The organism is Actinomadura citrea, assembly GCF_013409045.1.
Lineage (GTDB): Bacteria > Actinomycetota > Actinomycetes > Streptosporangiales > Streptosporangiaceae > Spirillospora > Spirillospora citrea.
The window spans coordinates 3,033,346-3,059,867 of record NZ_JACCBT010000001.1 but is presented as its reverse complement, the minus strand read 5'-3'; the positions used below and the strand labels follow the sequence as shown (position 1 = coordinate 3,059,867).

The window sequence follows — 26,522 nt, the reverse complement described above, 5'->3', positions numbered from 1 at the left end:
GGAAGACTCAAACCCGCTGCGCAGCCGTTACGTCCCCGCCGATCGCTCTGCGCGAACAGCCTGCCGGACGGGGACGTCCGGGTCGGCGATCGCCTCCGGATCCACCGGCGTCCCGGCGGCGATCACACGCCTCGCCTGCACCAGGTCGCGGGGCCGGCCGACGGTGAGGATCGCGTCGAGGCGGTCGCCGGTCAGCCACGCCACCGCCCACCTGGGGTCGGACGGGTCGCCCCTGCGCACGAGCCGCTCGGACGCCGAGTGGTCGCCCGCGTACTGGACCATGCGCCCGAACTGCTCCGACCAGAAGTACGGGGCGGCGTCGTACACGGCGTCCCGGCCGAGGAGGGCCGCGGCGGCGACCTCGGGGGCGTTCAGCGCGGTGTCCCAGTGCTCGACGAGGAGCCGCCGCCCGTAGCGGTGCGACCACCAGGCGGCGCAGTCGCCGACCGCCACGACGTCCGGACGCAGCGCCCCGGTGTCCTCCTCGCCCATGTAGGTCCGGAACGAGCCGTCGGTGACGACGCCGCGCTCCAGCAGCAGCCCGGAGCCCTCCAGCCACGACAGGACGGGCCGCACCCCGACGCCGACGACCACCTCGTCGGCGTCGACGCGGCCGCCGCCGGCGAGGGCGAGGCCCCCGTCGCGCACCTCCGCGACCTTGACCCCGGTCCGCAGTTCGACGCCGGCCTCGGCGTACCAGGGGGCGGTGAGCGCGCCGACCTCGGGCCCGATCGCGCCCGCCAGCGGGGTGTCGGCCGCCTCCACGACGGTGACCGCGCAGCCCCGGCGGGCCGCGGTGGTGGCGACCTCGGCGCCGATCCAGCCCGCCCCGACGATCACGATGCGGGCGCCCGCGGTGAGCCGGGCGCGCAGGTCGCGCGCCTCGTCGATCGTGCGCAGCACGTGCTGGCGCCCCTCTCCCGGCAGCGTGATCGGGGCGGCGCCGGTCGCGATCACGAGCCCGTCGAAGGGCAGGTCGCCCGCCGTGGACTCCACCGTTCCGCCCCGTCCGGGCTCGTCCAGCCGCAGGCCGGTGGCGCGCTCGCCGAGCAGCAGCTCGCAGCGCAGCGCGTCCCAGTCGGCGTCGACGGTCGTGTCGTCGGACTCGCCCGCGAGGACGGCCTTCGACAGCGGCGGCCGGTCGTAGGGCCGGTGCCGCTCCGCCGACACGAGGGTCAGCGCACCCTCGTACCCCTTGCTCCGCAGGGCCTCCACGGCGCGCACGCCGGCCAGCCCGCCACCCACGACGATGACCCTCTCCATGAAGGTCACCCTAACGGGCGGCGATCCGGGGATGGACAGGTGTCCAGGCAGTTGCCCGGTTCGCCGAGGTCGTAAGGTGGGGGCAGCAGAACAGCACAGAGCGCGGGAGTCCGGTGCGACCGGGCTGAGAGGGCGGCTGAACGGGCCGCCGACCGCCACGACCTGATCCGGATCATGCCGGCGAAGGGAGCGCGCATGCAGATCGTCATCATCGGCGCCGGGGTGATCGGCCTGGCCACCGCCTGGCGCACCGCCGCCGGCGGCGCCGCCGTGACGCTCGTCGATCCCGCGCCCGCGTCCGGGGCGTCCTCCGTGGCGGCGGGCATGCTCACCCCGGTCAGCGAGCTGACCTACGGCGAGGAGCCGCTGCTGCGGCTCGGCCTCGCCTCCCGCGACCGGTACGGCGCCTTCGTCGCCGAACTGGAGGAGCTGACCGGCCTGGAGACCGGCTACCGCACCGACGGGATCCTCGAGGTCGCCTTCGACTCCGACGACCTGCGGCACCTGGACGACCTGCGCCGCTTCCAGGAGGACCTGGGCATCCCCGCCGAGGCGCTCACCGGCCGCGAGTGCCGGCGGCTGGAGCCGATGCTCGCGCCCGGCGTGCGCGGCGGCCTGCTCGCCCCCGAGGACGGCTCGGTCGACCCCCGCCGCCTCGCCCCGGCGCTGCTGGCGGCGTGCGAGCGGCTGGGGGTCCGGCTCGTCCGGCGGCGGGCCGAGCGCGTCGTCGTCGAGAACGGTGCCGCCGCCGGCGTGGGCCTGGACGACGGCACCGTGATCCCCGCGGACCGGGTGCTGCTGGCCGCGGGGCCGTGGTCGGGCGACCTCGGCGGCCTGCCTCCCGGGACCGTTCCACCCGTCCGCCCGGTCAAGGGCCAGGTGATCCGGCTGCGCACCCGCGCGCCGTTCCTGCGGCGGGCGACCCGCGGCCTCGTCCGGGGGTCGTCGGTCTACCTGGTGCCGCGTGCGGACGGTGAGATCGTCCTCGGCGCCACGCAGGAGGAGCTGGGCTTCGACACGCGCGTCACCGCCGGCGGGCTGTGGGAGCTGCTGCGCGACGCCCGCGAGCTGCTGCCCGGCATCACCGAGCTGGAGTTCGCGGAGGTCCGCGCCGGGCTGCGGCCCGGCTCCCCCGACAACGCGCCCGTGATGGGCCCGACCGCGCTGCCCGGGCTGCTCGTGGGCACCGGGCACTTCCGCAACGGCATCCTGCTCACGCCGGTGAGCGCCGACATCCTGTCCGCGATGCTGCTGGACGGGCCCGTCCCCGAGGTCGCCGGGCCGTTCGCCCCCGACCGCTTCTCCCCCGAGGTGAGCGCATGAAGGTGATCGTCAACGGTGAGGCGCGCGAGCTGCCCGACGGCGCGAGCGTGGCCGAGGTCGTCGCGTCCGTCACGGCCGTCGCGACGGGCGTGGCGGCGGCGCTGAACGACGAGGTCGTCCGGCGCGCGGAGTGGGAGGCCACGCCCCTGCGGGACGCCGACCGCATCGAAGTGCTGACCGCGGTCCAGGGAGGTTGAGGATGGACACCGGAAAAGCGGGCCCCGCAGAAGCGGGCACCGACGGGCTGGTCATCGCGGGCGAGGAGCTGGGCTCGCGGCTGATCATGGGAACGGGCGGGGCGCCGAGCATGGCGGTGCTGCGCGAGGCGCTGACCGCGTCCGGGACGGCGCTCACCACGGTCGCGATGCGCAGGGTGGCCCCGTCCGCGCGCGGCTCGGTGCTGGACGTGCTGACCGAGTGCGGCATACGGGTGCTGCCGAACACCGCCGGCTGCTTCACCGCGGGCGAGGCCGTCCTGACCGCCAAGCTCGCCCGGGAGGCACTCGGGACGAACTGGGTCAAGCTAGAGGTGATCGCCGACGAGCGCACGCTGCTGCCCGACCCGATCGAGCTGGTCGAGGCCGCCGAGCAGCTCGTCGACGACGGCTTCGTCGTCCTGCCCTACACCAGTGACGACCCGGTCCTGGCGCACCGGCTGGAGCAGATCGGCTGCGCGGCCGTGATGCCGCTCGGCTCCCCGATCGGGTCGGGCCTCGGCATCCGCAACCCGCACAACATCGAGCTGATCGTCGAGCGCGCGACCGTCCCGGTGATCCTGGACGCGGGGCTCGGCACGGCGTCCGACGCGGCCCTGGCCATGGAGCTCGGCTGCGACGCCGTGCTCCTCGCGACCGCCGTCACCCGCGCGCAGTCCCCGGCGCGGATGGCCGCCGCGATGCGGCACGCGGTCGAGGGCGGGCGGCTCGCGCGGCTCGCCGGGCGCATCCCCAAGCGCCGCTACGCCCAGGCGTCCTCCCCGTTCGACGGACTCGCGACCTCGTAGCGATGCTAAAGATCCACCTGTAGAAGATTTCGCTGGACCTGAAAAGTCACGCGCCATCAGACTGGGCATACCGGGGCGCAACCCCACAGATCGCTTCGGTGTTGATGGAAACGTCCTCTCCCTAAGGTGCGTGACATGCAGCAGGACAGCGGCGCGCGCGCCGGCAAGCTCGCGGTGGCGGCGGCGACGGTCACGGTGGTGTTCTGGGCCTCGGCCTTCGTCGCCATCCGCAGCGCGGGCGCCGAGTACAGTCCCGGCGCCCTCGCCCTCGGCCGCCTCCTTTCCGGGACGGTCGTGCTGGGGACGATCTGGCTCGTCCGGGGCGGGGGCCTGCCGCCCAAGGCCGCCTGGCCCGGCATCGTCACCGCCGGCGTCCTGTGGTTCGGCGCCTACATGGTCGTGCTGAACTGGGGCGAGCAACTGGTGGACGCGGGCACCGCCGCCCTCGTCGTCAACATCGGGCCGATCCTCATCGCGCTCCTCGGCGGCTGGCTGCTGAAGGAGGGCCTGTCGTCCCGGCTGATGCTCGGCATGGCCGTGTCGTTCGCCGGCGCCGCCGTCGTCGGACTGTCGATGTCGGGCGACGGCCGTTCGTCCGTCGGCGGGGTGCTGCTCTGCCTGGCCGCCGCCGTCACCTACGCGGCGGGCGTCGTCGCCCAGAAGCCGGCCTTGAGGCACGCGTCGGCGCTGCAGTTCACCACGTTCTCCTGCGCGATCGGCGCTGTCGCCTGCCTGCCGTTCTCCGGGCAGCTCGTCTCGCAGGCCGCGGACGCCTCCGCGGGCGCCACCCTCAACATGGTCTATCTGGGCGTCTTCCCGACCGCGGTCGCCTTCACGACCTGGGGATACGCCCTGGCCCGCACGACCGCCGGGAAGATGGGCGCCACCACCTACGCCGCGCCCGCCCTCGTGGTGGGGATGTCGTGGCTGTTCCTCGACGAGGTCCCCGGGCTGGTCACCCTCGGCGGCGGGCTGCTGTGCCTCGCCGGCGTGGCCGTCTCCCGCAGCACGCGGACGCTGCGCCGCCGCGTCCCGCCCGTCACGCCCGAACCGGGCGCCCCGGAGGTGTCACCCTCCGGGCTCATCGATGCTCATACTCGCGACTGATGAGATCCGTGCGGATTCGCCCGTAAACTCGCACCGATGGACACGACGGTTGCAGATCCTCTCGTCGGGCGGGTGCTCGACGGGCGCTACCGCATTGAGTCCCGCATCGCGCGCGGGGGCATGGCCACGGTCTATCTCGCGCGCGACCTCAGGCTCGACCGCATCATCGCGATCAAGGTGATGCACGCCGGACTCGCCTCCGACGAGGACTTCGTCGCCCGCTTCATCGGCGAGGCCAAGGCCGCCGCGGCGCTGTCCCACCCCAACGTCGTCGCCGTCTACGACCAGCGCACCGACGGCGAGCACGTCTTCCTGGTGATGGAGTACGTCGCCGGACGCACCCTGCGCGACGCGCTGAACTCGCTCGGGCGCCTCGGCCCCCGCGCCGCGCTGGAGATCATGCAGCCGGTGCTGGCCGCGCTCGGCGCCGCGCACCGGGCCGGGCTCGTGCACCGCGACGTCAAGCCCGAGAACGTGCTGATCACCGAGGACGGCCAGGTCAAGGTCGCCGACTTCGGCCTCGCGCGGGCCGAGACCGCCAGCAAGATGACCAAGACCGGCATGATCATCGGGACGGTCGGCTACCTGGCGCCCGAACAGGTGCTGTCCGGCAACGCCGACGTCCGCTCCGACGTCTACGCCGCCGGCATCATGCTGTTCGAACTGATCACCGGGCGGCTGCCGCACCAGGGCGACACCCCCCTGGCGGTCGCCTACAAGCACGTGAACGAGACGGTGCCGCCGCCGTCCGGCGTCGTCCCCGGCATCCCCCCGCAGGTGGACGCCCTGGTCACCGACGCCACGAGCCACGACCCGGCGCGCCGCCCGCAGGACGCGAACCAGTACCTGGCCGAGGTCGCCGAGGTGTTCGGCGGCCTGCCCCGCGACTTCGACCGCCGCGTCGAGGAGGCGTCCCGCAACGCGACGAGCGTCCTGGAGGCCCCGCCCGCCCACGGCCGCACCGCCGTCATGGACGCCGAGACCCTGGCGCCCGCGTACGCCGCCCGCCCCACCAGGGCCGACCGCGCCATCGGGGCCCTGACCGGCCGCTACGTCCTGATCGCCATCGGCCTGATCGCGGCGGTCATCCTCGGCTGGGCGGTCTGGTACCAGACGTCCGGCCAGTACGAGCACGTCCCGTCCTCGATCATCGGGATGAAGGTCGCCGACGCCCGCGACCAGCTGGAGTCCGACGGCCTGGACGTGCGCACCGCCAAGGCGGTCTACAGCGACCGCGTCCACAAGGGCGGCGTCGCCAAGTCCGACCCGCCCGCCGGGGCACGCCTCGCCAAGGGCCAGACGGTCACCCTCACGCCCTCCCGGGGCATCACGCCCCGCGAGGTGCCCGACGTCGGGGGCAAGTCCCTCGCCGACGCCAAGAAGACCCTGGAGGACAAGGGCTTCACCGTCGGCCGGACGAGCACCACCCCCTCGCAGACCGTCTCCAAGGGCGACGTCATCAGCACCGACCCGGACGCCGGCGAGAAGCAGTCCCCCGACGAGCGCGTCTCCATCGTCGTCTCCACGGGGATGTCGATGCCCGGCCTCGTCGGCCAGAACGGCGACACCGCCGCCAACCAGCTGCGCTCCATGGGCCTGGACGTCACCGTCAAGAAGAAGCAGGTGGACGGCAAGGACCCCGACACGGTGATCGAGCAGGACCCGTCCGAGGGCACCGGCGTCTCCCGCGGGGACAAGGTCACCATCGTCGTCAACAAGCGCGACTGCATCGTCGACGCGGGCCCCTTCCAGTTCGGCTGCGACGACGGCGACGGCAACCAGAACGTCCCCGTCCCGGACCTCACCGGCCGCCGCGTCAACGACGCCAGGAGCGCGCTGGAGGACTCCGGCTTCCGCGTGAACGTGACGGGCTTCGGCGGCAACGTCGTCCGCTTCCAGTCGCCCAACAGCGGCGAGGCCCCGCGCGGCTCCACCATCACGATCGTCCGGGGCCCCTGACCGGCTAGTCTGAACGCGCCATGACCTCACCCACCAGCCCCGTCGGGGCGCACGTCCCCGTGGCCGGCGGCCTCGCCACCGGCGGCCTGAAGTACGCCGCCGAGATCGGCGCCGAGGCGGTCCAGGTCTTCGTCTCCAACCCCCGCGGCTGGGCCCTGCCCGAGGGGAAGCCGGCCGAGGACGCCAAGCTCCGGGACGAGGGCATCCCCGTCTACGTCCACGCCCCGTACCTGGTCAACCTCGGCTCCCCCACCCCGGAGACGCTCGACAGGTCGCTAGCGGCCGTCCGCCACTCCCTGACCCGGGGCCGCGCCATCGGCGCCCGCGGCGTCGTCGTCCACACCGGCTCCGCCGTCACCCGGACCTACGACGAGGCCATGGCCCAGGTCCGCGAGCACGTCCTGCCGCTCCTCGACGAGATCCCGGAGGACGGCCCCGACCTGCTCCTGGAGCCCATGGCCGGGCAGAACAACATGCTCTGCGCCAAGGTCCAGGACCTGGCCCCGTTCTTCGAGCGCCTCGACCACCACCCGAAGCTCGGCGTCTGCTTCGACACCTGCCACGCCTTCGCCGCCGGCCACGACCTGGCGGCCCCGGGCGGCGCCAAGGACACCCTCGACGCCCTGGTCGCCGCCGTGGGCGAGGGCCGTCTGAAACTGGTCCACGCCAACGACTCCAAGGACGCCTGCGCCTCCGCCAAGGACCGCCACGAGAACATCGGCGCCGGCCAGATAGGCGAATCCCCCTTCGCCGACCTCTTCCGCCACCCCGCCACGACCGGCGTCCCCTTCATCATCGAAACCCCGGGCCGAGCCCCCGCCCCCCACGCAGAAGACATAAAAACCCTAAAACGCCTACGCGGCTGAACTTATTGCTTTTTCTCCTCCTTCGGGCCTGGCGGCCCTGCTGTGCTTATTGCAGTGCCCTCCTCCTTCGGGCCTGGCGGCCCTCCATCGTCGGGCACCGCGGGCGATCGCTGGCATCGCTCCGACTCGCCTAGCGGCTCGCTGCGCGATCAGATTCTTGCTTCGCTCGAATCTGCCTTCGGACGCGATCGCGGCCCCCATGTCGTCGCGGGGTTGCTGTGGCGGCTGGGGCGGTTGCAGTAGTCGGTGCGGGTCGGCGCTCCCCCCAACGACCTCACCTGTTGCGATCGCATCCGACAGCAGTTTCGGGCTTGCAAGATGCCCGCGCATCCAGCCGTCAGGCGAGCGCTGCGCGTCAACCCGCACCCACTGCTGCGAAACCCCAGGCTGCACCGCCACTACAAAGCAACCTCACGGTTGCGATCGCGTCCGAAGGCAGATTCGAGCTTGCGAGAAACTGATCGCGCAGCGAGCCGCTAGGAGAGTCGGAGCGATGCCAGCGATCGCCCGCGGTGCCCGACGATGGAGGGCCGCCAGGCCCGAAGGAGGAGGGCACTGCAATAAGCACAGCAGGGCCGCCAGGCCCGAAGGAGGAGAAAAAAGAAAAGACTCAGGCGCCGCTGAACAACCCCCCGACTGTTCAGCGACGCCCGAGCCACAGGTCGCGGGATCCCACCCCCCCGGTACGGGATCCTGCGACTCACGATCCGGCGTGTTGTCGCCGGATCTCCGGATTTGCTCTTGTGGGAGGGTTCGCGGCCGGGGACCGCCCGCCCCTCCTCGGGCGGTGTGACGTGTGGTGCCACTGAGAACATTAGAGGGGTTCGCCACCCCTGGACACGGGGACGACGCGGCGTTCGATGAACGGTGCGTAGTCAGAGATATACGGAGCGTAGTCGTCGGATGAGCGGTCTCTGCGGCGGGACGAGCGGTCCGAGGGCGGGGCGCGGTGAGCGGAGCGCCGTCGCGAACGGTTCATAACGGGACTCAGCGGGCGAACACGTCCTCGGGAAGGTGCAGTTTCGTCAGGGCGCGGTCGGCGCGGCGGGGGACGCGGCGGCGGGTCAGGAGCGAGACCGCGACCATGACGGCGAACGCCGCGGGGGCGATCAGGGCGGCGGGTTCGGCCACGGCGGCGGCGGGCCAGCCCGTCAGGGGGACCTCGTACAGGTGCAGGACCCCGGACGCGACGGCGAGAGCGGTACCGAGGAGCAGGCCGGCGCCGGCGCCGGCGGCGGTCAGGCCGCGCCACCAGATGGCGAGCAGGAGGAGCGGGCACAGGGAGCACGCCGACACGCAGAGGGCCAGGGCGACGAGGCCGGCGGCGCCCTGCGTCCCGATCCTCGGGAGCAGGGCGAGCGGGACGACGAGCGCGAACACGGTGGCGATGCGGAAGGACGCGACGCCGCTGCGGCGGGCGCACTGCGTGACCGTGCCGGCGATGGTGACGACGAGGCCGCAGGAGGTGGAGATGAACGCGGCGAAGGCGCCGAGGGTGATGAGCCCGGTGAGCAGCGCGCCGGCCGGTCCGGGGATGCGCTGCGGCAGCAGCAGGACGGTCGCGTCGGTGTCGCCGGTCATCAGCAGTTCGGGCGCGTAGAGGCGTCCCATGGACGCGTAGACGGTGGGGAAGACGTAGAAGAGCGCGAGGAGGACCGGCACGAGGGCGGCCGTGCGGCGGGCGGTGCTTCCGCTCGGGTTGGTGTAGAAGCGGATGAGGATGTGGGGCAGCCCCATGGTGCCGAGCAGGATGCCGAGGAGCGCCGAGTACGTGCGGTAGAAGCCGTGTTCCTCGCCGCGGCCGAAGGGGGTGGCCCAGGTCTCGCCGCTCTGGACGGGCAGGCGTTCGGCATGGGGCACCGGAGCGCCGGCCGGGAAGACCACTTCGGCGCCGGGCCCGATGGTGTGCCGGCCCGCGGCGAGGGTCATCGCCCCGCCGCCGTGGCGGACTCCGTCCACCCGCCCCCGGGCGGTGACGAGGACGTCGGCGGGAGCGGTGACCGCCACCTCGGTGCCCACGTGGACCCGGGTGGTGTGCACGAAGCGCGCGGGCCCGTCGCCGACGGGGTCGGGGCGGCCGTCCATCTGCCACACGACCAGCAGTGCCAGGGCGGGCACGGCGAAGGCGACCAGTTTCACCCAGAACTGGATGCTCTGGACGGCGGTGATGCTGCACATCCCGCCGGAGGCGACGAGGAGCAGCGTGACCGCGACGACGACGGCCCAGCCCGCCCACACCGGGGCGCCCGTCATCACGCGCAGGGTCACGCCGGCGCCCTGGAACTGCGGCAGCAGGTAGAACCAGCCGATGAAGCAGACGCAGCAGGTGACGATGCGCCGCACGGCCGGGGAGCCGAGCCTCCACTCGGCGAAGTCGGAGACGGTGTAGGCACCGGACCTGCGCAGCGGCGCGGTGACGAACGCCAGGAGCAGGACATGTCCGGCGGTCGCCGCGACCGGCAGCCACAGCATGTCGGCGCCGTAGGCGAGCACCAGTCCGGCGGTGCCGAGGAACGCGGCGGCGGAGAGGTACTCGCCGCTGATCGCCGAGGCGTTCCGCCAGGGGGTGACGCCCCGGGAGGCGACCATGAGGTCGGAGGCGGTGCAGGCGGAGCGGCGGTCGCAGGTGCCGAACGCGACGGTCGCCACCAGCAGCGCCAGGAGCGCCGCCGCCACCGCCACGGCGGTCATCGGCGACCCGCCGGTCGCGTGAGGTCGTGTTCGGCGCGTTCGGCGCGGCCGAGCTGACGGAACGACGCCGCGACCCAGACCGGCTGGATGCCGAACGCGAGGACGAGCCAGGGCAGCGGGACGCCGTGCACGCGGGCCCGCGCCACCGCCGGGACGATCACCATCAGCGCCGGGAGCGCCGTCACCACGGTCATGACGAACGCGCCGGTGCCGAGGGCGGTGCGCAGCTGGGCGCGGATGAGGCGGCGGGTCTCGGCGGCGCCGATCGGCAGACCGGAAGGGAGCGGGTCGGTATCGGGCGGATCGGGGTCCGCCGGGCCGGCCGCGGGCGCCGCGGTCTCGGTGGCCTGCGCCGTGCCCGACGCCGCGCCCTCCGGCGGCGCGCCGGGGCGGGCGGCCGCCGTCCCCGCCATCGTGTCGCGGCGTTCATCGGTCATCGCGGCCCTCCCCCGGGTCCCCGGCGTCCTCGTCCGGTTGGTGGAACTTGCGGACGAGCAGGTCCCGGACCTCGCGGGTGTGGCGGCGGCTGACCTGCAGCAGCTCGTCCCCGATCTGGACGGCGGCACGGCCGCCGTCGAAGCGCAGCTCGGTGATGTGCGCGGCCGCGACGAGGGTGCTGCGGTGGATCCGGATGAACCCCGCGCCCTCCCACCGCTTGGAGAGCGCGGACAGCGGCATGCGGACCAGGAAGCCGCCGTCGGCGGTGTGCAGCCGCACGTAGTCGCCCTGCGCCTCGACATGGGTCACGGCGCGGCGGGACACCAGCCGCGTCCGCCCGCCGAGCTCGACGGGGATCATCTCGTCGTCGGGGTCGGCGGAGGCCTCCCCGGCGGGCGGGGACTGCCGGCGCACGGCCGCCGCCACGCGCCGGACGGACTCGGCCAGCCGCTCCGGGCGGACGGGCTTCAGCAGGTAGTCGAGCGCGCCGAGCTCGTAGGCGGTGACGGCGCAGTCGTCGTGCGCGGTCACGAACACCACGTGCGGCGGCGCGGCGAACGCGGTCAGCAGCCGGGTGAAGTCGAGCCCGTCGAGGCCCGGCATGCGGATGTCGAGGAACACGGCGTCGAGGCGCTCGCCCTCGACGAGCATCCGGCTCAGGTCGCGGAGCGCGGCCGAGGCGTCTCCGGCGCCGGTGACCCGCCCGATCCGCGGGTCCTTGCTGAGCAGGTAGGTCAGCTCCTCCAGGGCCGGGCGTTCATCGTCGACGGCGAGGACGTGAAGCATGAGGGCGACTTTGCCGCGATTACCGTCTGTCCGCAATCGGTTCCGAAAAGTGAGTGGCGTGTCGCCCGGATCGCGCCTCAGTCGGGAAAGACGCCCGGACGGTACTTCGGGACGCGCAATTTGACCTTGGTTCCGGCGCCGAGCGCTGTCTCGACGGTGAGGCCGTACTCGTCCCCGTAGACCTGGCGCATGCGCGCGTCGACGTTCGCGAGGCCGATGCCGGGGCCGCCCCCCGGCCGGTCGTGGGTGGCGACGCTCCCCCAGCCGGTGGGCCCGGGACGTCCGAGGGGCGCCGACAGGATCTCTTCGAGCCGCTCGGGATCCATGCCGATCCCGTCGTCCTCCACGCTGATCGCGGCCTCGGCGCCCGAGTCGCGGGCCACGATCGAGATGTGGAACGCCCGGCGGCCCCCGGCCATGCCGTGCCGGACGGCGTTCTCGACGAGCGGCTGGAGCGCGAGGAACGGGACGGCGACCGGCAGCACCTCGGGCGCGACCTCGACGTTGCACTGCAGCCGCTCGCCGAATCTGGCGCGCTCCAGAAGCAGGTAGCGGTCGATCGAGCGCAGCTCGTCGGCGAGCGTGGTGAAGTCGCGCGGGTTGCGGAACGAGTAGCGGGCGAAGTCGGCGAAGTCCAGCAGCAGGCCGCGGGCCCGCTCGGGGTCGGTGCGGACGAACGAGGCGATCGTGGTCAGCGAGTTGTAGACGAAGTGCGGCGAGATCTGCGCGCGCAGGGCGCGCATCTCGGCCTCGGCGAGGCGTCCGCGGACCGAGTCCAGCCCGGCCAGTTCGAGCTGCCCGGTGACGAGCCGGGCAGCCTCCCCGACCGCGCGGACCCGCGCCGTGGACGGGCTCGGCCAGTACGCGGTCAGCGTGCCTGCGACGCGGCCCTCGACGGTGAGGGGGGCGATCATCGCCGCCCGGACGCCGCAGTGCGGGTCGCCGCAGGCGAGCGGCTCCGGCGTGACGACCCGGGGCCTGCCGGAGGTCAGGACGGGCAGCGCGTGCGCGACCGCCTCGCCCGCGTGGGCGCCGCGGCCGGCGCCGTCCCAGGCCAGCAGCCGCGGCACGTCCCTCGTGTCGCCGCCCGGCTCGTCGGATCCGTCGGATCCGTCGGGGTCGTCTGGGTCGTCCGGATCGTCGGGCGGGCGCACCCCCACGATCGCGACCGCCTCGGCGCCGAGGAGCGAGCGCAGCAGCCGGGTCGCCCTGCGCGCCGCGTCGCCGGTGAGGCCGGCCCGCAGCGGGGGCGCGGCGTGCGCGATCAGGTGCAGGGCGGCCAGGGCGGCCGCCTCCGCCGGATCGGCGGGACCGCGCCGCGGCAGGAGGCACCACCGGCGCGGCGCCCAGACCCCGCTGGCCCCGGCTGCCGCGGCGCACACCACGACATCTGTGACGGACGGTAGGTCCATGGAAACTTACGGTAATGGCTATCATCGCCGCGGGTGCGCCTGTTGCCGATTTACCGAGGTCTCGAATGGGACACGCTCGGCCCGCCGGAAGGCGCGTACCAGCGGACCATTCGCGCCGGACCGATCACAGCGGGGGCGACTCGCCCTCGTCCTCCTGGTATGAGTAGCGCTGCTCCCGCCACGGGTCGGCGACGTTGTGGTAGCCGCGCTCCTCCCAGAAGCCCCGGCGGTCCTTCACCAGGTACTCCACGCCCCGGACCCATTTCACGCTCTTCCACGCGTACAGGTGCGGGATGACGATGCGGACGGGGAAGCCGTGGTCGGGGGTGAGGCGCTCGCCGTCGCGGTGCGTGGCGAACATCGTCCCGTCGGTGAGGAAGTCGCTCATCCGGATGTTGGCGCTGTAGCCGTACTCGGCCCAGACCATGACGTGCGTGACCTCCGGCGCGGGCGGCGCCAGCTCGATGATCACCGCGCCGGGGACGCCCTGCCACTCGTTGTCCGGGATGGTGAACTTGGTGACGCAGTGGAAGTCGGCGACCGAGGTGGCCTTCGGCAGCGCCTCGAACTCGTCCCAGGTCCAGCGGTGCTGCTCCCCCGACTCGGTGGCGCCGAAGACCCGGAAGTCCCAGTCCTTGGGACGGAACTTCGGCACGGGACCGTAGTGCAGGACGGGCCAGCCCCGGGGGACGTACTGCCCGGGCGGCAGTTCGCCCGGCTGCGGCGCGGACTGTTCGGGGTGCGTCATGACGCGGCCATCCTGCCATCCGGAGTGAGCTGAGCCATATCCGGGGTGCGTGCGGGCCCGCGCACCTGGACATCGGCTACGCTTGCCCCATGCGCAGCGTCGTGTATTTCTTTTGGCCCGACCAGCCCGGACGGCTGGTCTGCCAGACGCTGCGCTGACAGACCACGAAGGCGAAAGCCCCGGGCCGGCCGGCCCGGGGCTTTCGTCGTTCCGGGGACCGGCCGGCCTCCCGGGGCCTGAAGGAGAGGCAGCAACCCATGGTCGTCGTCATGGCCCCGGAGGCCAGCGAAGCGGATGTCAGAGCCGTCGTCTCACTGGTCGAGACGGCGGGAGGCGACGCCTTCGTCAGCCGCGGAGTGGAGCGCACCATCGTCGGGCTGGTGGGCGACGTCCAGCAGTTCGGCTCGCTGAACCTGCGCGGGATGCGCGGCGTCAGCGACGTCATCCGCATCTCGGCGCCCTACAAGCTGGTGAGCCGCGAGAACCACGCCGAGCGGTCGGTCGTCCGGGTCGGCGGGGTGCCGATCGGCCCCGGCACCATGACGCTGATCGCCGGCCCGTGCGCGGTGGAGACTCCCGAGCAGACCCTCGGCGCGGCGCAGATGGCGCAGGCCGCCGGCGCGACCCTGCTGCGCGGCGGCGCGTTCAAGCCGCGCACGTCGCCGTACGCGTTCCAGGGCCTCGGGGAGGCCGGGCTGCGCATCCTCGCGGACGTCCGCGAGGAGACCGGCATGCCGATCGTCACCGAGGTCGTGGACGCCGCCGACGTCGAACTCGTCGCCTCCTACGCCGACATGCTGCAGATCGGCACCCGCAACGCGCAGAACTTCGCCCTCCTGCAGGCCGCCGGCGAGTCCGGCAGGCCGGTCATGCTGAAGCGCGGCATGAACGGGACGATCGAGGAGTGGCTGATGGCCGCCGAGTACGTCGCGCAGCGCGGCAACCTCGACATCGTGCTGTGCGAGCGGGGCATCCGCACGTTCGAGCGCGCGACCCGCAACACCCTCGACATCTCCGCGGTCCCGGTGGCGCAGCGCCTCTCCCACCTGCCGGTCATCGTGGACCCGTCGCACTCGGGGGGCAGCCGCGACCTCGTCCTGCCGCTGACCCGCGCGGCGATCGCGGTCGGCGCCGACGGCGTGATCATCGACGTGCACCCGCACCCGGAGACGGCCCTGTGCGACGGCCCGCAGGCCCTGGTGGACGGCGACCTGCGCGAGCTCGCCAAGCTCGTGCGCGACCTGCCCCCGATCGTCGGCCGCTCCCTCACCAGGAGCGAGGACCCCGACGCCGTGCCCGCCTGACCTGCCTGACCCGCCGAACCCGCCGGCCCCGCCTGACCGGCAGGCGTCCCGCCGGACGGGGAGCGGGTATCGTTCTGAACCATGGCTTACTGGGCACCCGATTGCGGGCCGCCGCGCTCCTGACGGGGCGCGACGACCGCATTCCCTGCTGATCACGGCACGGCCCGGCGCGATCACGCGCCCGGCCGTGCCGTCCTGCGCCCCGAATCCGGATCTCTCCTTCCGATTCGAGCCCAGGAGCCTCTCTCCGTGTCACAGAACACCTCCCTTGGCCGCGCGCCTGAAAAGTCCTCGCGGTCCCGTGCCCGGCGCGGCGGCGCCGACGTCCTGCTGGCGGCGACCCTGTGGGGGACGACCGGCACCGTCCGCACGTTCGCGGACGGCGCGTCCCCGTACTCGGTCGCCGCGATCCGCATCATCATCGGCGGCCTGGTGCTGCTGGCCCTCGCCGCTCTCACGCGCGGCGGCGCGGGGCTGCGCCACCTGGTGGCGGACCGCCGCAACCTGCCGCTCGTCGGCCTCGGGGCGGTCGCCATCACCGTGTACCAGACGGCGTTCTTCGTCGCCGCCGGGCGCACCGGCGTCGCGGTCGGCACCATCGTCACGATCGGCAGCGCGCCCGTGTTCACCGGCGTGATCGGGCTGCTGGCGCGCAGGTCCGCGCCGACCGGGCGGTGGACGCTCGCCACGGCGGGGGCCGTCGCGGGCTGCGCGCTGCTCGTCGGCGGCGGCCGGGACGCGGGCGCGGAGCCGCTCGGCATCGGGCTCGCCCTGCTGTCCGGGCTGGCGTACGCGGCGTACGCGACGGTGGCGTCCGTCCTCATCACCCGGGGCGAGCAGGACCGGGCCGTCGCGGCGGCGCTGTTCGGCACGGCGGCCCTCCCGCTGGTGCCCGTGCTGCTCGCCGGACCGACGGGCTGGCTTGTCACCGGGAGCGGCGCGCTCATCGCGCTCTACCTCGGGGTGATCACCACGGGCGGCGGCTACCTGCTCTTCGCCCGGGGCCTGCGCACGACGCCCGCGACGACGGCGACGACCCTGACGCTCGCGGAGCCGGCGGTCGCGGCGGTGCTCGGCACGGTCCTGCTGGGCGAGCGGCTGGGCGGCGCGGCGCTGGGCGGCCTCGTGCTGCTGGCGACGAGCCTGGTGGTCCTCGTGGCGCCCCGCCGCCGCGGCCGCGGGGAAGGCGCACAGGGCCGCGGGGAAGGCGCACAGGGCGGTAACGAAATGGTCTGAACCATTGGCCGGGCGCGGCGCGGCGAGGATGATGACCGGCATGACGACGGGAGATGGTGACGCCGGGGGGCGGCTGTTCCCGGAGGACCTGGACGGCGTCGACCCGGTCGCCGCGGTGCTACTGGCGGACGCCCGCCGCGCCCTCGCCGCCTACCCGGAACTTGTGGCCCTCGGCGCCGTGTACACCGCCGCGGAACGGGTTCCGGGCGGCTGGCAGGTCGTGTGCCCGTTCGACCCGCTGCCGCAGGGCGCGCGCGAGATCCTCGCCGACCATCTGGAGGACCGGGCCGCGCCGGGCTCCGGCGCGCGGGCGCGCGACCTGGCGGCCGCGGCCCGGACGCTGCGGCGCGAGCCGGCCGACGAGGTGACCGCGGGCGGGCGACGGTTCCGGATCGTGCGGATCGAGCAACTGGCCCGCACCGGCCCGGACGGGCCCGAGCCGCCCCGCCCGACGGACCTGGACCCGCTGCCGGCGTGCGGCCGCGTCCCGCCCGCCCGGCCGCACGAGCTGCTGCCGGACGACGGCCCGGCGTCCGACCTCGCGACCGCCGAGCTGCTGTGCCAGGTGCTGGACGCCGCGGCGGCCACGGGCAACGAGCCGTCCGGCGCGTTCCTCACCCCGGTCGCGCTGGCGCCCGCGTTCACCGTCGCCGAGCGCGGCGAGCGGCGCTGGCGGCCCGTCGGGCGCCTGTACGACGCGCCGCAGCAGGCCCGCGACTCGCTGGCCACCTACTTCAGGCACGTGGTGCCGGCGGTGGAGAGCCCCGCCGCGACCGACGTCGCCCGGTTCGCCGAGGCGGCGGAGCTGATGGAGGACGACAGCCGCCGCAACGGCATCGCCGTCGCGGGCCGCCGCTTCCGCATCGTCCGCATCGAGCGGATCACCCTGATGGGCCCGGACGGCCCCGAGCCGCCGCGCCCGACTGACTTCGACGCCCGCTAGCCAGCGGCGGGCGCGAGCGGCCGATCAGGTGGCCGGGTCGCCGTAGGCGGGGCGGTGCTCCTGGACGGACGCGGCGAGCTGGTCGGCGAGCTCGCCGACGTCGAGGCGCTTCTCGATCTGCCGCAGGTCGCCGATCTTGGCCCGGGTCTCGGCGCGGCGGGGCGCGAGCAGGGTGCAGCAGTCCTCGTCGGGCAGCTCGGAGATCGTCAGGGTGCGGATGCGGCGCGCCTGGTCCATGATCTCGACCTTGTCCATGCCGACGAGGGGCCGCAGGATGGGCAGCTCGACGGCGTCGTCCAGCGCGGTGATGTTGGCGAGGGTCTGGCTGGACACCTGGCCGAGCGCGTCGCCGGTGATCAGCGCGGAGCCGCGCAGCCGCCGGGCGAGGACCTCCCCGGTGCGCAGCATCAGCCGCCGCTGCGCGATCACCGCGAGCCGGTCGGCGCCGGAGGACTTGATCTGCTGCTGCGCCTTGCCGAACGGCACGACGAACAGCCGGGACCCGGTCTGGAACTTGTCCAGCTCGCGGACCAGCGCGTACGCCTTGTAGATCGACTCGGGGCCGGTGAACGGCATGCCGGAGAAGTGCAGGTAGTCGACGCGCAGGCCGCGGCGCATCATCCGGTACGCGGCGACGGGCGAGTCGATGCCGCCCGACATCAGCACGAGGCCGCGGCCGCTCATCCCGACGGGCAGGCCGCCCTGCCCGGGCAGGCCGCCGGAGTAGACGAACACCTCGTCGCGGTCGACCTCGATCGACAGGGTGTGCTCGGGGTTCTTCAGCCGGACGGGCTGGCCGTAGCGGGCGGTGACGAGCGTGCCGATGTGCCGGTCGAGCTCGGTGGAGGTCATCGGGAACCGCTTGTCGCGGCGCCGGGACCGGACGGCGAACGTGCCGGTCCGCCCGTCCATGAGCTCCAGGGCGGCGCGCTCGACGCTGGCGAGGTCCTTGCCGACCTGCCAGGCGCGGTGCGCCCACACGATGCCCATGACGTCGGTGATCCGCTGCGCGACCCGCTCCATGGTGGCAAGATCAGCACCGGGTCGGCGGACGATGAACACGCCGTGCCGCCGGACGACGTCCACCCGGGCGATCGGCCGGACGGCGGTGCGCACGTTGTCGGCGAGGCGGCGCTCGAACTGCTCGCGGTTCTTGCCCTTGAGGACGACCTCGCCCAGTTTGAGCAGCACGCACGGCTCGCCGTTGACCGGCGACTGCTCCCGGACGTCCGCCGCCGCGGTGCCGGGCGCGGCGTCGGGCGCGGTGTCGAGCGTGGTCATGCGTGATCCTCCCGGCGGGAACAGGTAAAGAGGGAACCTCCAGTGTGGCCCAGAGAAGCCAACACCGCGACCCGCATTCCCTGTTCCCGCCCGGGGGCGATCAGCCGAAGAAGACCTCGGCCTCGGAGTAGCGCTCCAGCGGGACGGTCTTGAGCTCCTTCGTCGCCTCGTCGAGGCCGACGCGGATGATGTCGGTGCCCTGGAGGGCGACCATCTTGCCGTAGTCGCCGTCCTTGACCGCGTCGATCGCCTGGAGACCGAAGCGGGTGGCGAGGACGCGGTCGAACGCGGTGGGGGTGCCGCCGCGCTGGATGTGCCCGAGCACGGTGGCGCGGGCCTCCTTGCCGGTGCGCTTCTCGATCTCGTCGGCGAGGGCCTGCCCGATGCCGCCGAGCCGGACGTGCCCGAACGCGTCCCGCTCCCCGGTCTGCAGCTGCATCTGCCCGTCGACGGGGTGCGCGCCCTCCGACACCACGATGATCGGGGCGTAGCGGGTCTTGAACCGGCTCTCCACGTACTGGCAGACCTTCTCGATGTCGAAGGGCCGCTCGGGGATGAGGATGACGTTGGCGCCGGCGGCCATGCCGACGTGCAGCGCGATCCAGCCCGCGTGCCGGCCCATGACCTCGCAGATCAGCGCGCGGTGGTGGCTCTCGGCGGTGGTGTGCAGCCGGTCGACGGCCTCCATGCCGATGTTCACCGCGGTGTCGAACCCGAAGGTGTAGTCGGTCGCGTTCAGGTCGTTGTCGATCGTCTTCGGGACGCCGACGACGTTGACGCCGTTGGCGTACAGCTCGCTCGCGACACCGAGGGTGTCCTCCCCGCCGATGGCGATCAGCGCGTCCACGCCGAGGCCCGCGAGGTTGTCCTTGATCCGCTCGACGCCGCCCTCGACCTTGACCGGGTTGGTCCGCGAGGAGCCGAGGATCGTCCCGCCGCGGGGCAGGATCCCGCGCACGGCCTGGACGTCGAGGGCCACGGTGTCACCTTCGAGGGGCCCGCGCCAGCCGGCCCGGAAGCCGACGAACTCGTAGCCGTAGACCTGGACGCCCTTGCGGACGACCGCGCGGATCACCGCGTTCAGGCCGGGGCAGTCCCCGCCTCCGGTCAGCACTCCGACGCGCATGCCGTCACCTTCTCCCGCCACCGGGCTCCTCCCTCGGTCCACGTTCACAGACTAGATCGTCGCACGCGGCGGCACGGGCCTCCGCCACCTGTCCCCGCGCGCCGCCATTGGTCTAGACCATAGCCCGTGGCGGGGTCCCGCGGCACTTCGTTCGCGGGGACGGCGGCCTCAGCCGGACCTGCCCCGGCCGAAGACGCGGACCCGCCCCCGGAAGACCACCGCCGCTCCCCCCGGCACGCGCCGCGCCGCCGCGCCGCGCGGGCGCGGCGGGTCCTGCCCGTCATACGACCATCGGACTTCGGCCAGGGCTAGTTCCCGCGCCGCGTCGCCGGCGAGCCGGCCCCGATCGCGCGCGAAGTCCCAGCCGTCCCGGAAGGAGCCGCGCGTCGGGCGCTCGGCGGCCCATGCGGCGAAGGCCGCCTTCCAGGACGTACCGTACGAGGCGGCCAGCGCCGGCCAGGCGCGGGCGACCTCGCCCGCCCGCTTGAGCAGGATTCCGTGCGCGGCGGCCCCCACCGCCTCGGCGTCGAATCCCTCCGGCAACGGCCCGCCCGCCGTCATGGCCCGCACGAGCGCCTCCTGCGCCGCCGCGAGCCCGGCGTCGAATTCGCTCATGCCCCGTCCCCCGTCATGTGACGGGCGCCAGTCCGGAGGCGGCGGCGATGGCGTCCAGCTCGGCGCGCAGCTCCGCCGCGGGCGGGTAGCGGCCGTCGCGCTCCAGCAGGAGGCCGGGCGGGCGGTGCCGCTCGCACAGCTCCGCGACCAGATCCAGCACCTCGGCGGGAACGGCGGCGGCGTGCGTGTCGTGGTAGCGCCCGCCCTCCTGCGAGCCGCCCGCGACGTGGCAGTAGGCGATGCGGTCCAGGGGCAGGCGGTCGAGGAGGTCCGCGGGGTCTTCGCCCCGGTTGCGCGCGTTGGCGTACACGTTGGCGACGTCGAGCAGCAGGAGGGCGCCGGTGCGCTCCAGCAGCTCGGTCAGGAAGTCGGCCTCGGCGTACTCGGCGTCGGGCCACTCGAAGAGCGCGGCGATGGGCTCGACGGCCAGCGGGACGGGCAGCTCCGCCTGCGTCCGGCGGATGTTGGCGGTCAGCGCGTCCAGCGCGGCCCGGGTGCGCGGCACCGGCAGCAGGTGCCCCGCCTCGACGCCGCCCGCGCGGACGAACGCGACGTGCTCGCTCGCCAGGGGCGCGCCGAGCGCCTCGGCGCAGGCGGCCAGGTGCGCGACGCGCTCGGCGTCCACGGGCTCGGCGCCGCCGAGCGACAGCCGCACCCCGTGCGGGACGATCGCCGCGCCGCGGTCGCGCAGCGCGAGCAGCTCGGTGGCGGGGCCCGCCGGGTGCACCGACTCGGCGATCACCTCGGTGAAGCGCAGCCCCGGCAGCGCGCCGACGAACCCGGCGATCTCGGGGCGCCAGCCGATCCCCACGCCCAGCCGCATCTCAGCTCCCTCCTCCGCCGCCGCAGCCGCCACCACCACCACCGCCACCTCCTCCACATCCGCTCCCCCCGCCGCAGCCGCTCCCTCCGCCGCACGAGCCACCGCCACCGCAGGAGGAGGACGAGCACACCGCGGCGGTCGTCGAGCACACGAAGGAGGTCGACGAGCCGGATGCCCCCGAGGAGCCGCCGGAGGCGGCCACGACCCCGGCCATCTCCAGGTACCGGCCGAGTCCGACGGTCTGGACGAACACCGGGTCGAGCGCCATGAGCGCGGCCGCGCCGAACAGCGCCACTCCCATCAGCGCGGCGGGGGCCGGCAGCCCGGTGTAGGAGGGCCCGTTCGCCGGGTCGAGGGCGGAGTGGGACTCCTTGAGCCGCTCCACGGCCCGCTCGCCCTCCCGCGTCCGCTCGGCGCCCTGACCGAGGGCGAGGGCTCCGAAGCCGAGGCCGACCAGCGCGGCCAGCGGAATCAGCTTGGCCGGGAACCCGTCGAACGCGTCGCTCAGGACGAAGGCGGCGAAGCCGAGCAGGATCCACCCGTACATGACCAGCTGGAGGTTGCGCAGCCGGCGGCGCCCGGCCTGCCCGAGCACCATGCCCTGCGCGGCGAGCCCGTCGCGGAGCCGCCGGAGCGCCGCGCGCACGTCCGGGTCGGCGGTGATCTGGGCGAGCGTCTCGGCCCGCAGACGCTCGATCGCCCAGTGAACCGCCGTGTCCAGGGGCGTTCCGGCCGCGCGCGGGGCGTCCGCGGACGGTTCGCGTGCCAGCAGCCGGCCGTCGGCGTAGGCGTCGGCCGCGCCGTCCAGCCGCAGCGCCGTGACCGAGGCGGCGATCGCGTGGCGGCCGCCGCCGTTGAGGTAGGCGACCTCGTACGGGTGCAGCTCGCGCGCGGGAGGCCTTCCCCGCAGCACCGCGGCCCGCATTCTCCGGAGGATCACCAGCAGTACGAGCCCGACCAGGACGTGGGCCGCGAGGAACCCCAGAGCGGGACCCAGGATCTCGTCCGCCATGACGCGCTCCCGTCGCTATGCGCCTTTGGCGATGAGACGCAGGCGCCGCCGCGGCGGTTCGCCCCGCGCTACTGCTCCTCGTCGAGGCCCTTCTCGATGGCGTAGCGGACGAGTTCGACGCGGTTGTGGAGCTGGAGCTTGCCGAGGGTGTTCTGCACGTGGTTCTGCACCGTCCGATGGGACAGGACGAGGCGCTGCGCGATCTGCTTGTACGTCAGCCCCTTCGCGACGAGGCGCAGCACCTCGGTCTCGCGCTCGGTCAGCCGCGGCGCGTCGTCGTCCTCGCGGGCGGGGGCGGCGGCGAGGCGGCGGTACTCGCCGAGGACGAGACCGGCGAGCCCGGGGGTGAAGACGGCGTCGCCCTCGCCGGTCCGCCGGACGGCGTCGAGGAACTCCTCGCGGGCGGCGGACTTGAGCAGGTAGCCGGTCGCGCCCGCCTTCACCGCCTCCAGGACGTCCTGCTGCTCGCCGCTCGCCGACAGCACCAGCACGCGGACGGGCGGGTCGGCCGCGGCGAGGCGCCGGGTCACCTCCACCCCGCTGAGGTCGGGCAGCTGGAGGTCGACCACGGCTACCTGAGGGCGCGCGGCGGCGGCGATGCGGACGGCGGCGTGGCCCTCCCCCGCCGTCGCGACCACGTCGTGGCCGGCCTCGGCCAGGTCGCGGGCCACCGCCTCGCGCCACATCGGATGGTCGTCCACGACCATGACCCGGAGGGGTCGGAGGGGAACGTCGCTCACGGTCACACCCTAGCCCGCGGCACGGTCATCTCGACCTCGGTCCCGTCGCCCTCCGCGGAGACGATCGACACGGTGCCGCCGAGGTCGGCGATGCGGCCGCGGATGGACTGGGCGACGCCGAGCCGCCCGTCCGCCGCCGCCCGGTCCAGCCGCCCGGGGGGCATGCCCGGGCCGTCGTCGCGGACGCTGACGGTGACCCCGCCCTCACCGTCCTCCAGCAGGACCCACGCGCGGGCCTCGTCGCCGCAGTGCCGCCGGACGTTGTCCAGGGCCGCCGCCACCGCCGCCTCGACCTCCCCGGCGGCGTGCGCCGGCAGCCGCACCTCTGTGGCGGGCGTCGAGACCGTCACGGAGGTGGAGGCATGCCCGGTCAGCAGCGCACGCAGGTCCGTCCCGGCGCCGGGGGCGGCCGCGGGCGGCGCCGCCGGGCCCGCGCCGACGAGGGAGCGCAGCGCCGCCTCCTGCTCGCCCGCGAGGCGGCCGAGCTCGGCCGCCTCGCCGCCGAGCTCGCCGCCGCGCCGCTGCACCATCGCCAGGACCTGCAGCACCGAGTCGTGGATGCGGCGCGCCAGCCGCTCCCGCTCACGGGTCGCCGCCTCCAGCTCGACGGCCCGCGCCAGCCGCGCCTCCGCCTCCCGCGCCAGCCGCACGACGTGCCCGACGACGAGGCCGGCGAGGAACAGCAGCACGATGCCGTTGAACGTCGTGCCGCCGATGCCGCCGCTCTCCCCGGCGAGCGCGTGGACCAGCAGGTTCGCGGCGGCCAGGACGGCCGCGGCGGCGATGCCGGCCCGCCGCCCGCCCACGACCGCCCACGCCAGCACCGCGGCCGCCACCCAGGACACCGGCAGCGTCGGGCGCCCGGCGGCGATGTTCGCGGGCGTCTCCACCCACGCCGTCGCCAGCACGCACCCCGCCGCGACGGCGAGGTCGGCCGCGGCCAGTGCCCGGCCGCGGCGTCCCGGGCCGCCGGAGGCGAACGCGGCGGGCCCGAAGGCGAACGACGCGTAGCCGGTCCATCCGGCCATGACGGCGAGGACGGCCCATCCGCCGAGCGGGTGGGCGTAGCCGCCGGAGTTCATGGCGATCACGACCGCCGCGTAGCACAGGGCGAGCCCGCGGTAGACGGCCACGGCCCGCCACAGCGCTGTCTCCAGGCCCGTCCCGCGCGGCTCAGCCGCCGTCACTCAGCCCTCCGTCGTCCTCGACCGGACGCACTTCCCTGCCGGCCATCTCGGCCTTCACCTCGGCGGCGTACCGGTCCACGTACTCCTGCCCCGACAGCTCCCCGATCGCCATCATGATCTCGTCGGTGATCTCGCGGAGCACCTCGTGGTCGTCCTCGCGGCCGTAGTGGCGGGAGAAGTCCAGGGGCTCGCCGAACCGGACGCCCGGCCGGATCCCGAGCCGCGGGTACGGCCTGCCGGGCGGCATCAGCTCGAACGTGTTGACCATCGCCATCGGGATCACCGGCACCCGCGACTTCAGCGCCAGCCGCGCGACCCCCGTCTTGCCGCGGTACAGCCGGTTGTCGGGGGCCCGGGTGCCCTCGGGGTAGATGCCGAGCAGCTTGCCCTCGCCGAGGATCCGCAGCCCGGTCTGCAGCGCCGCCTCGGCCGCCGAGCCGCCGGTCCGGTCGACCGGGACCACCCCGACGCCGGTGAAGAAGGCCTTGCTCACCAGGCCCTTGATCCCCCTGCCGGTGAAGTACTCCCCCTTGCCGATGAAGTAGATCGGGCGCATCAGGGGCAGCGGGCCGAAGAAGTGGTCGGCGAACGACAGGTGGTTGCTCACCATCAGCGCCGGCCCGCGCTTCGGGACGTTGCCCGCCCCCCGGTTCCGCGGCCACCACAGCAGGTACATGACCGGGGAGAGGACGATCCTCAGCAGGATCCAGAACCAGAGCATCGTATGCGGGTACCTTTCCCTCGGACCGGACGCCCCCGCGCGGGCGTGCCCCGGTCCTGGCCGACGGGATGATGGGACATCCTCCCACTCTCCGTCCCAGCGATCTACCGGCCGGTACCCGTCACCGGAACCCGGCCGCGCCCCGGCGGCGGTCCGGGAATAACCGTAGGCTCGGAGCGGTAAATCTCAATCGGGTGCGCCCGGGGGCTTGTCCCGGGCGGCGCAGCGAATACCGTGGGACACACGTTTCGGGGTGTCCGGGAGTGCCTCCGCACGGGGGCGACCGGGCACCACATGTCAATGGGGGGAGCGGAGGCCGCCATGCCGGTGCTGTCGGTCACGCCGGAGTCGTCGAAGGAGCCGGCCCCGTGAATCGCCGTGGCAATGGACTGTCAGCGGACACCTACGCCCCACTGGTCGACCTCGCGCCGCATCTCGCGGACGCGATGCTGTCGGCGCTCGGCGAGGCGGGCGTCGCGGCCTACGCGGCGTCCCCGTCCGGCCTGCCGGAGATCGCCGAGGCGGCCGCTGAGCCGGTCGCCGGCGACGTCCTCGACCGGCTGTACGTGGACGTCGAGATGAAGCCGGCCGCCGAGGGCATCCTGCGCGTGCACCTCGCCCGGCTGCGCGAGGCCTCCGCCCGCGGCTCCGACGGCGAGCGCGAGGGCGCTGAGCTCGCCGACGCCGACCCGCTCGGCACCGACCCGCTCGGCACCGACCGGCCGGACACCGCCGAGCGCGCCGGGACCGGCCTCGCCGACCCGGGCAAGGGCAAGGCGGGCGGCGACGCCGAGCGCGACGAGGACGCCATCTGGGCCGAGATCGTCGCCGGGTACGACGCCGTCCCCGAGGGCGACGAGGTCCCGTGGCCCGACGAGGAGAACATCCGCGAGCCCGCCGACCCCCCGGGCGAGGGCGAGGACCGCACCGGGCGGCTGCCCCGCGCCCGCGTGATCAAGCCGGTCGAGGAAACGGCGTTCCCGGCCGGTGACGACGATGACGACGAGGGGCACTACGTCCCGCCCCCTCCCCCGCCGCTGCCGAGCGCCGACCCCCTCACCAAGGGCGCCTGGATCGCGCTCATCGGCGGCCCCGTCTACCTGCTGGTCACCGTCATCCTCGACTGGGAGGTCCCCGGCTGGGCCGCGTTCCTGGCCGTCGCCGCGTTCATCGGCGGCTTCGTCACCCTCGTCCTGCGCATGGGCGACGAGCCCCGCGACCCCGACGACGGGGCCGTCGTCTAGGGCAGCGCCAGCTCGGCCAGCAGGGGCCGGTGGTCGGTGGCCAGGGGATGGTCGCCGGCGTCGTCCGGCGGCACCCCGCACGCGCTGATCCGCACGGCCGGGTCGGCGAAGACGCCGTCGATGCGGCGCTTCGGGTCTCGTGCGGTGAAGGTGAGCTCCCCGCCCGCCGGAGCGCCCGCGTAGCCGTCCTGGAAGCGCTCGGCCAGCAGCGACCACGCCGGGCCGCCCGGCTCCTCGTTGACGTCGCCGGCGAGGACCACCGGGGCGCCGTGGCGGTCGCGGGCGCGGTCCAGGTGGGCGAGGATCTCGTGGACGTGCCGCAGTCGCGGGCCGTCCGCCAGGTCCAGGTGGGTGCTCGCGGCGATCAGGCGGGCGCCGCCGGCCTCCAGGACGGCGATCGCGAGGGCGCGGCGGTGCAGGCCCGGGTCCGGGGTGAGCAGGTGGAACTCGCGGGCCACGCGGCGCACGTGCGGCGCGGCGAGGACGGCGAGCCCGCAGGCCCGCCGCCCCGCCGCGATCCGCAGGCCGCAGGCCCGCGCCAGGCGGCGGCGCTGCAGCCGCCACCCCCAGAAGCGCGGGACCTCCTGCACGCACACCACGTCCGGGGCGTTCGCGCGGACGACGCGGGCCACGGCGGCCGGGTCGTCGCGCAGCGACCGGATGTTGTAGGAGAGCAGCCGGACGGCGGCCACGC

General features: G+C 74.3%; 25 protein-coding genes and 1 riboswitch. Of the genes, 10 read left to right on the top strand and 15 right to left on the bottom strand.

The annotated features are described in order from the left end of the window. Positions 1 to 27: 27 nt before the first annotated feature. Complete coding sequence (locus tag BJ999_RS14420) at positions 28 to 1,263, bottom strand: NAD(P)/FAD-dependent oxidoreductase (protein WP_179833782.1); 1,236 nt, start codon at positions 1,261 to 1,263, stop codon at positions 28 to 30. A gap of 92 nt (positions 1,264 to 1,355) precedes the next feature. Then, positions 1,356 to 1,469: riboswitch (TPP riboswitch) on the top strand. Between BJ999_RS14420 and thiO the strand changes: the two genes are divergently transcribed. The 6 genes from thiO (at position 1,459) to BJ999_RS14390 (ending at position 7,521) form a co-directional block, all read left to right on the top strand. After that, entirely contained in the window at positions 1,459 to 2,586 is a 1,128-nt protein-coding gene (gene thiO / locus BJ999_RS14415) for a glycine oxidase ThiO (RefSeq protein WP_179833781.1), read from the top strand. Its footprint overlaps the riboswitch before it by 11 nt. After that, a complete protein-coding gene (gene thiS / locus BJ999_RS14410) occupies positions 2,583 to 2,783 on the top strand; it encodes a sulfur carrier protein ThiS (RefSeq protein WP_179833780.1) in 201 nt (66 codons plus the stop codon). The genes thiO and thiS overlap by 4 nt, the downstream gene beginning before the upstream one ends. Positions 2,784 to 2,785: 2 nt before the next feature. After that, positions 2,786 to 3,589, top strand: a complete 804-nt coding sequence (locus BJ999_RS14405; RefSeq protein ID WP_179833779.1) for a thiazole synthase — start codon at positions 2,786 to 2,788, stop codon at positions 3,587 to 3,589. Between the two features lie 135 nt (positions 3,590 to 3,724). After that, positions 3,725 to 4,696 (top strand): DMT family transporter, encoded by a 972-nt coding sequence (locus BJ999_RS14400; protein ID WP_179833778.1) that lies wholly within the window; start codon positions 3,725 to 3,727, stop codon positions 4,694 to 4,696. A gap of 36 nt (positions 4,697 to 4,732) precedes the next feature. Beyond that, on the top strand, positions 4,733 to 6,655 hold the full coding sequence (gene pknB / locus BJ999_RS14395) for a Stk1 family PASTA domain-containing Ser/Thr kinase (protein ID WP_179833777.1): 1,923 nt from the start codon (positions 4,733 to 4,735) through the stop codon (positions 6,653 to 6,655). Between the two features lie 20 nt (positions 6,656 to 6,675). Beyond that, positions 6,676 to 7,521 (top strand): deoxyribonuclease IV, encoded by an 846-nt coding sequence (locus tag BJ999_RS14390; protein WP_179833776.1) that lies wholly within the window; start codon positions 6,676 to 6,678, stop codon positions 7,519 to 7,521. A gap of 987 nt (positions 7,522 to 8,508) precedes the next feature. Here BJ999_RS14390 and BJ999_RS14385 read toward each other — a convergent pair. The 5 genes from BJ999_RS14385 to BJ999_RS14365 form a co-directional block, all read right to left on the bottom strand. Continuing rightward, entirely contained in the window at positions 8,509 to 10,212 is a 1,704-nt protein-coding gene (locus BJ999_RS14385; RefSeq protein WP_179833775.1) for a sodium:solute symporter family transporter, read from the bottom strand. Continuing rightward, complete coding sequence (locus tag BJ999_RS14380; RefSeq protein ID WP_179833774.1) at positions 10,209 to 10,649, bottom strand: hypothetical protein; 441 nt, start codon at positions 10,647 to 10,649, stop codon at positions 10,209 to 10,211. The genes BJ999_RS14385 and BJ999_RS14380 overlap by 4 nt, the downstream gene beginning before the upstream one ends. Then, complete coding sequence (locus BJ999_RS14375) at positions 10,639 to 11,436, bottom strand: LytR/AlgR family response regulator transcription factor (RefSeq protein WP_179833773.1); 798 nt, start codon at positions 11,434 to 11,436, stop codon at positions 10,639 to 10,641. Before BJ999_RS14375 ends, BJ999_RS14380 begins: the two co-directional genes overlap by 11 nt. 77 nt (positions 11,437 to 11,513) lie before the next feature. After that, a complete protein-coding gene (locus tag BJ999_RS14370) occupies positions 11,514 to 12,848 on the bottom strand; it encodes a histidine kinase (RefSeq protein ID WP_179833772.1) in 1,335 nt (444 codons plus the stop codon). 124 nt (positions 12,849 to 12,972) lie between these two features. Then, entirely contained in the window at positions 12,973 to 13,596 is a 624-nt protein-coding gene (locus BJ999_RS14365; RefSeq protein ID WP_179833771.1) for a sulfite oxidase-like oxidoreductase, read from the bottom strand. A gap of 257 nt (positions 13,597 to 13,853) precedes the next feature. Here BJ999_RS14365 and aroF point away from each other — a divergent pair, with 257 nt between their 5' ends. From aroF to BJ999_RS14350, 3 genes are all read left to right on the top strand, one after another. After that, complete coding sequence (aroF, locus tag BJ999_RS14360) at positions 13,854 to 14,900, top strand: 3-deoxy-7-phosphoheptulonate synthase (RefSeq protein WP_179833770.1); 1,047 nt, start codon at positions 13,854 to 13,856, stop codon at positions 14,898 to 14,900. Between the two features lie 249 nt (positions 14,901 to 15,149). After that, positions 15,150 to 16,136 carry a DMT family transporter gene (locus tag BJ999_RS14355; protein ID WP_179833769.1) on the top strand — a complete coding sequence of 329 codons (987 nt, stop codon included), beginning with the start codon at positions 15,150 to 15,152 and terminating at the stop codon, positions 16,134 to 16,136. A 40-nt stretch (positions 16,137 to 16,176) separates the two neighbouring features. Next, a complete protein-coding gene (locus tag BJ999_RS14350) occupies positions 16,177 to 17,079 on the top strand; it encodes a DUF5954 family protein (protein ID WP_179833768.1) in 903 nt (300 codons plus the stop codon). A gap of 24 nt (positions 17,080 to 17,103) precedes the next feature. Here BJ999_RS14350 and thiI read toward each other — a convergent pair whose 3' ends face one another. From thiI to BJ999_RS14310, 8 genes are all read right to left on the bottom strand, one after another. Continuing rightward, positions 17,104 to 18,360: a tRNA uracil 4-sulfurtransferase ThiI gene (gene thiI / locus BJ999_RS14345; protein WP_179833767.1), complete on the bottom strand. Its 1,257-nt coding sequence runs from the start codon at positions 18,358 to 18,360 to the stop codon at positions 17,104 to 17,106. Positions 18,361 to 18,460: 100 nt separating this feature from the next. After that, complete coding sequence (locus BJ999_RS14340; RefSeq protein ID WP_179833766.1) at positions 18,461 to 19,486, bottom strand: 6-phosphofructokinase; 1,026 nt, start codon at positions 19,484 to 19,486, stop codon at positions 18,461 to 18,463. Between the two features lie 168 nt (positions 19,487 to 19,654). Continuing rightward, positions 19,655 to 20,101: an SCO6045 C-terminal-like domain-containing protein gene (locus BJ999_RS14335; protein WP_179833765.1), complete on the bottom strand. Its 447-nt coding sequence runs from the start codon at positions 20,099 to 20,101 to the stop codon at positions 19,655 to 19,657. 13 nt (positions 20,102 to 20,114) lie between these two features. Then, positions 20,115 to 20,924 carry an MbnB/TglH/ChrH family RiPP precursor modification enzyme gene (locus tag BJ999_RS14330; protein ID WP_179833764.1) on the bottom strand — a complete coding sequence of 270 codons (810 nt, stop codon included), beginning with the start codon at positions 20,922 to 20,924 and terminating at the stop codon, positions 20,115 to 20,117. A 1-nt stretch (position 20,925) separates the two neighbouring features. Further along, positions 20,926 to 21,936: a TIGR04222 domain-containing membrane protein gene (locus BJ999_RS14325; RefSeq protein ID WP_179833763.1), complete on the bottom strand. Its 1,011-nt coding sequence runs from the start codon at positions 21,934 to 21,936 to the stop codon at positions 20,926 to 20,928. Between the two features lie 68 nt (positions 21,937 to 22,004). Continuing rightward, positions 22,005 to 22,643, bottom strand: coding sequence for a response regulator (locus BJ999_RS14320; RefSeq protein ID WP_179838538.1), 639 nt, complete (start codon positions 22,641 to 22,643; stop codon positions 22,005 to 22,007). A 35-nt stretch (positions 22,644 to 22,678) separates the two neighbouring features. Next, positions 22,679 to 23,863 (bottom strand): MacS family sensor histidine kinase, encoded by a 1,185-nt coding sequence (gene macS / locus BJ999_RS14315; protein ID WP_229809899.1) that lies wholly within the window; start codon positions 23,861 to 23,863, stop codon positions 22,679 to 22,681. Further along, a complete protein-coding gene (locus BJ999_RS14310; RefSeq protein WP_179833762.1) occupies positions 23,850 to 24,584 on the bottom strand; it encodes a lysophospholipid acyltransferase family protein in 735 nt (244 codons plus the stop codon). The genes macS and BJ999_RS14310 overlap by 14 nt, the downstream gene beginning before the upstream one ends. Positions 24,585 to 24,952: 368 nt before the next feature. Between BJ999_RS14310 and BJ999_RS14305 the strand changes: the two genes are divergently transcribed. Next, positions 24,953 to 25,828, top strand: a complete 876-nt coding sequence (locus BJ999_RS14305) for a hypothetical protein (protein WP_179833761.1) — start codon at positions 24,953 to 24,955, stop codon at positions 25,826 to 25,828. Here BJ999_RS14305 and BJ999_RS14300 read toward each other — a convergent pair. Next, complete coding sequence (locus BJ999_RS14300) at positions 25,825 to 26,520, bottom strand: endonuclease/exonuclease/phosphatase family protein (RefSeq protein WP_179833760.1); 696 nt, start codon at positions 26,518 to 26,520, stop codon at positions 25,825 to 25,827. The two genes, BJ999_RS14305 and BJ999_RS14300, sit on opposite strands and share 4 nt — an antisense overlap. Positions 26,521 to 26,522 lie beyond the last annotated feature (2 nt).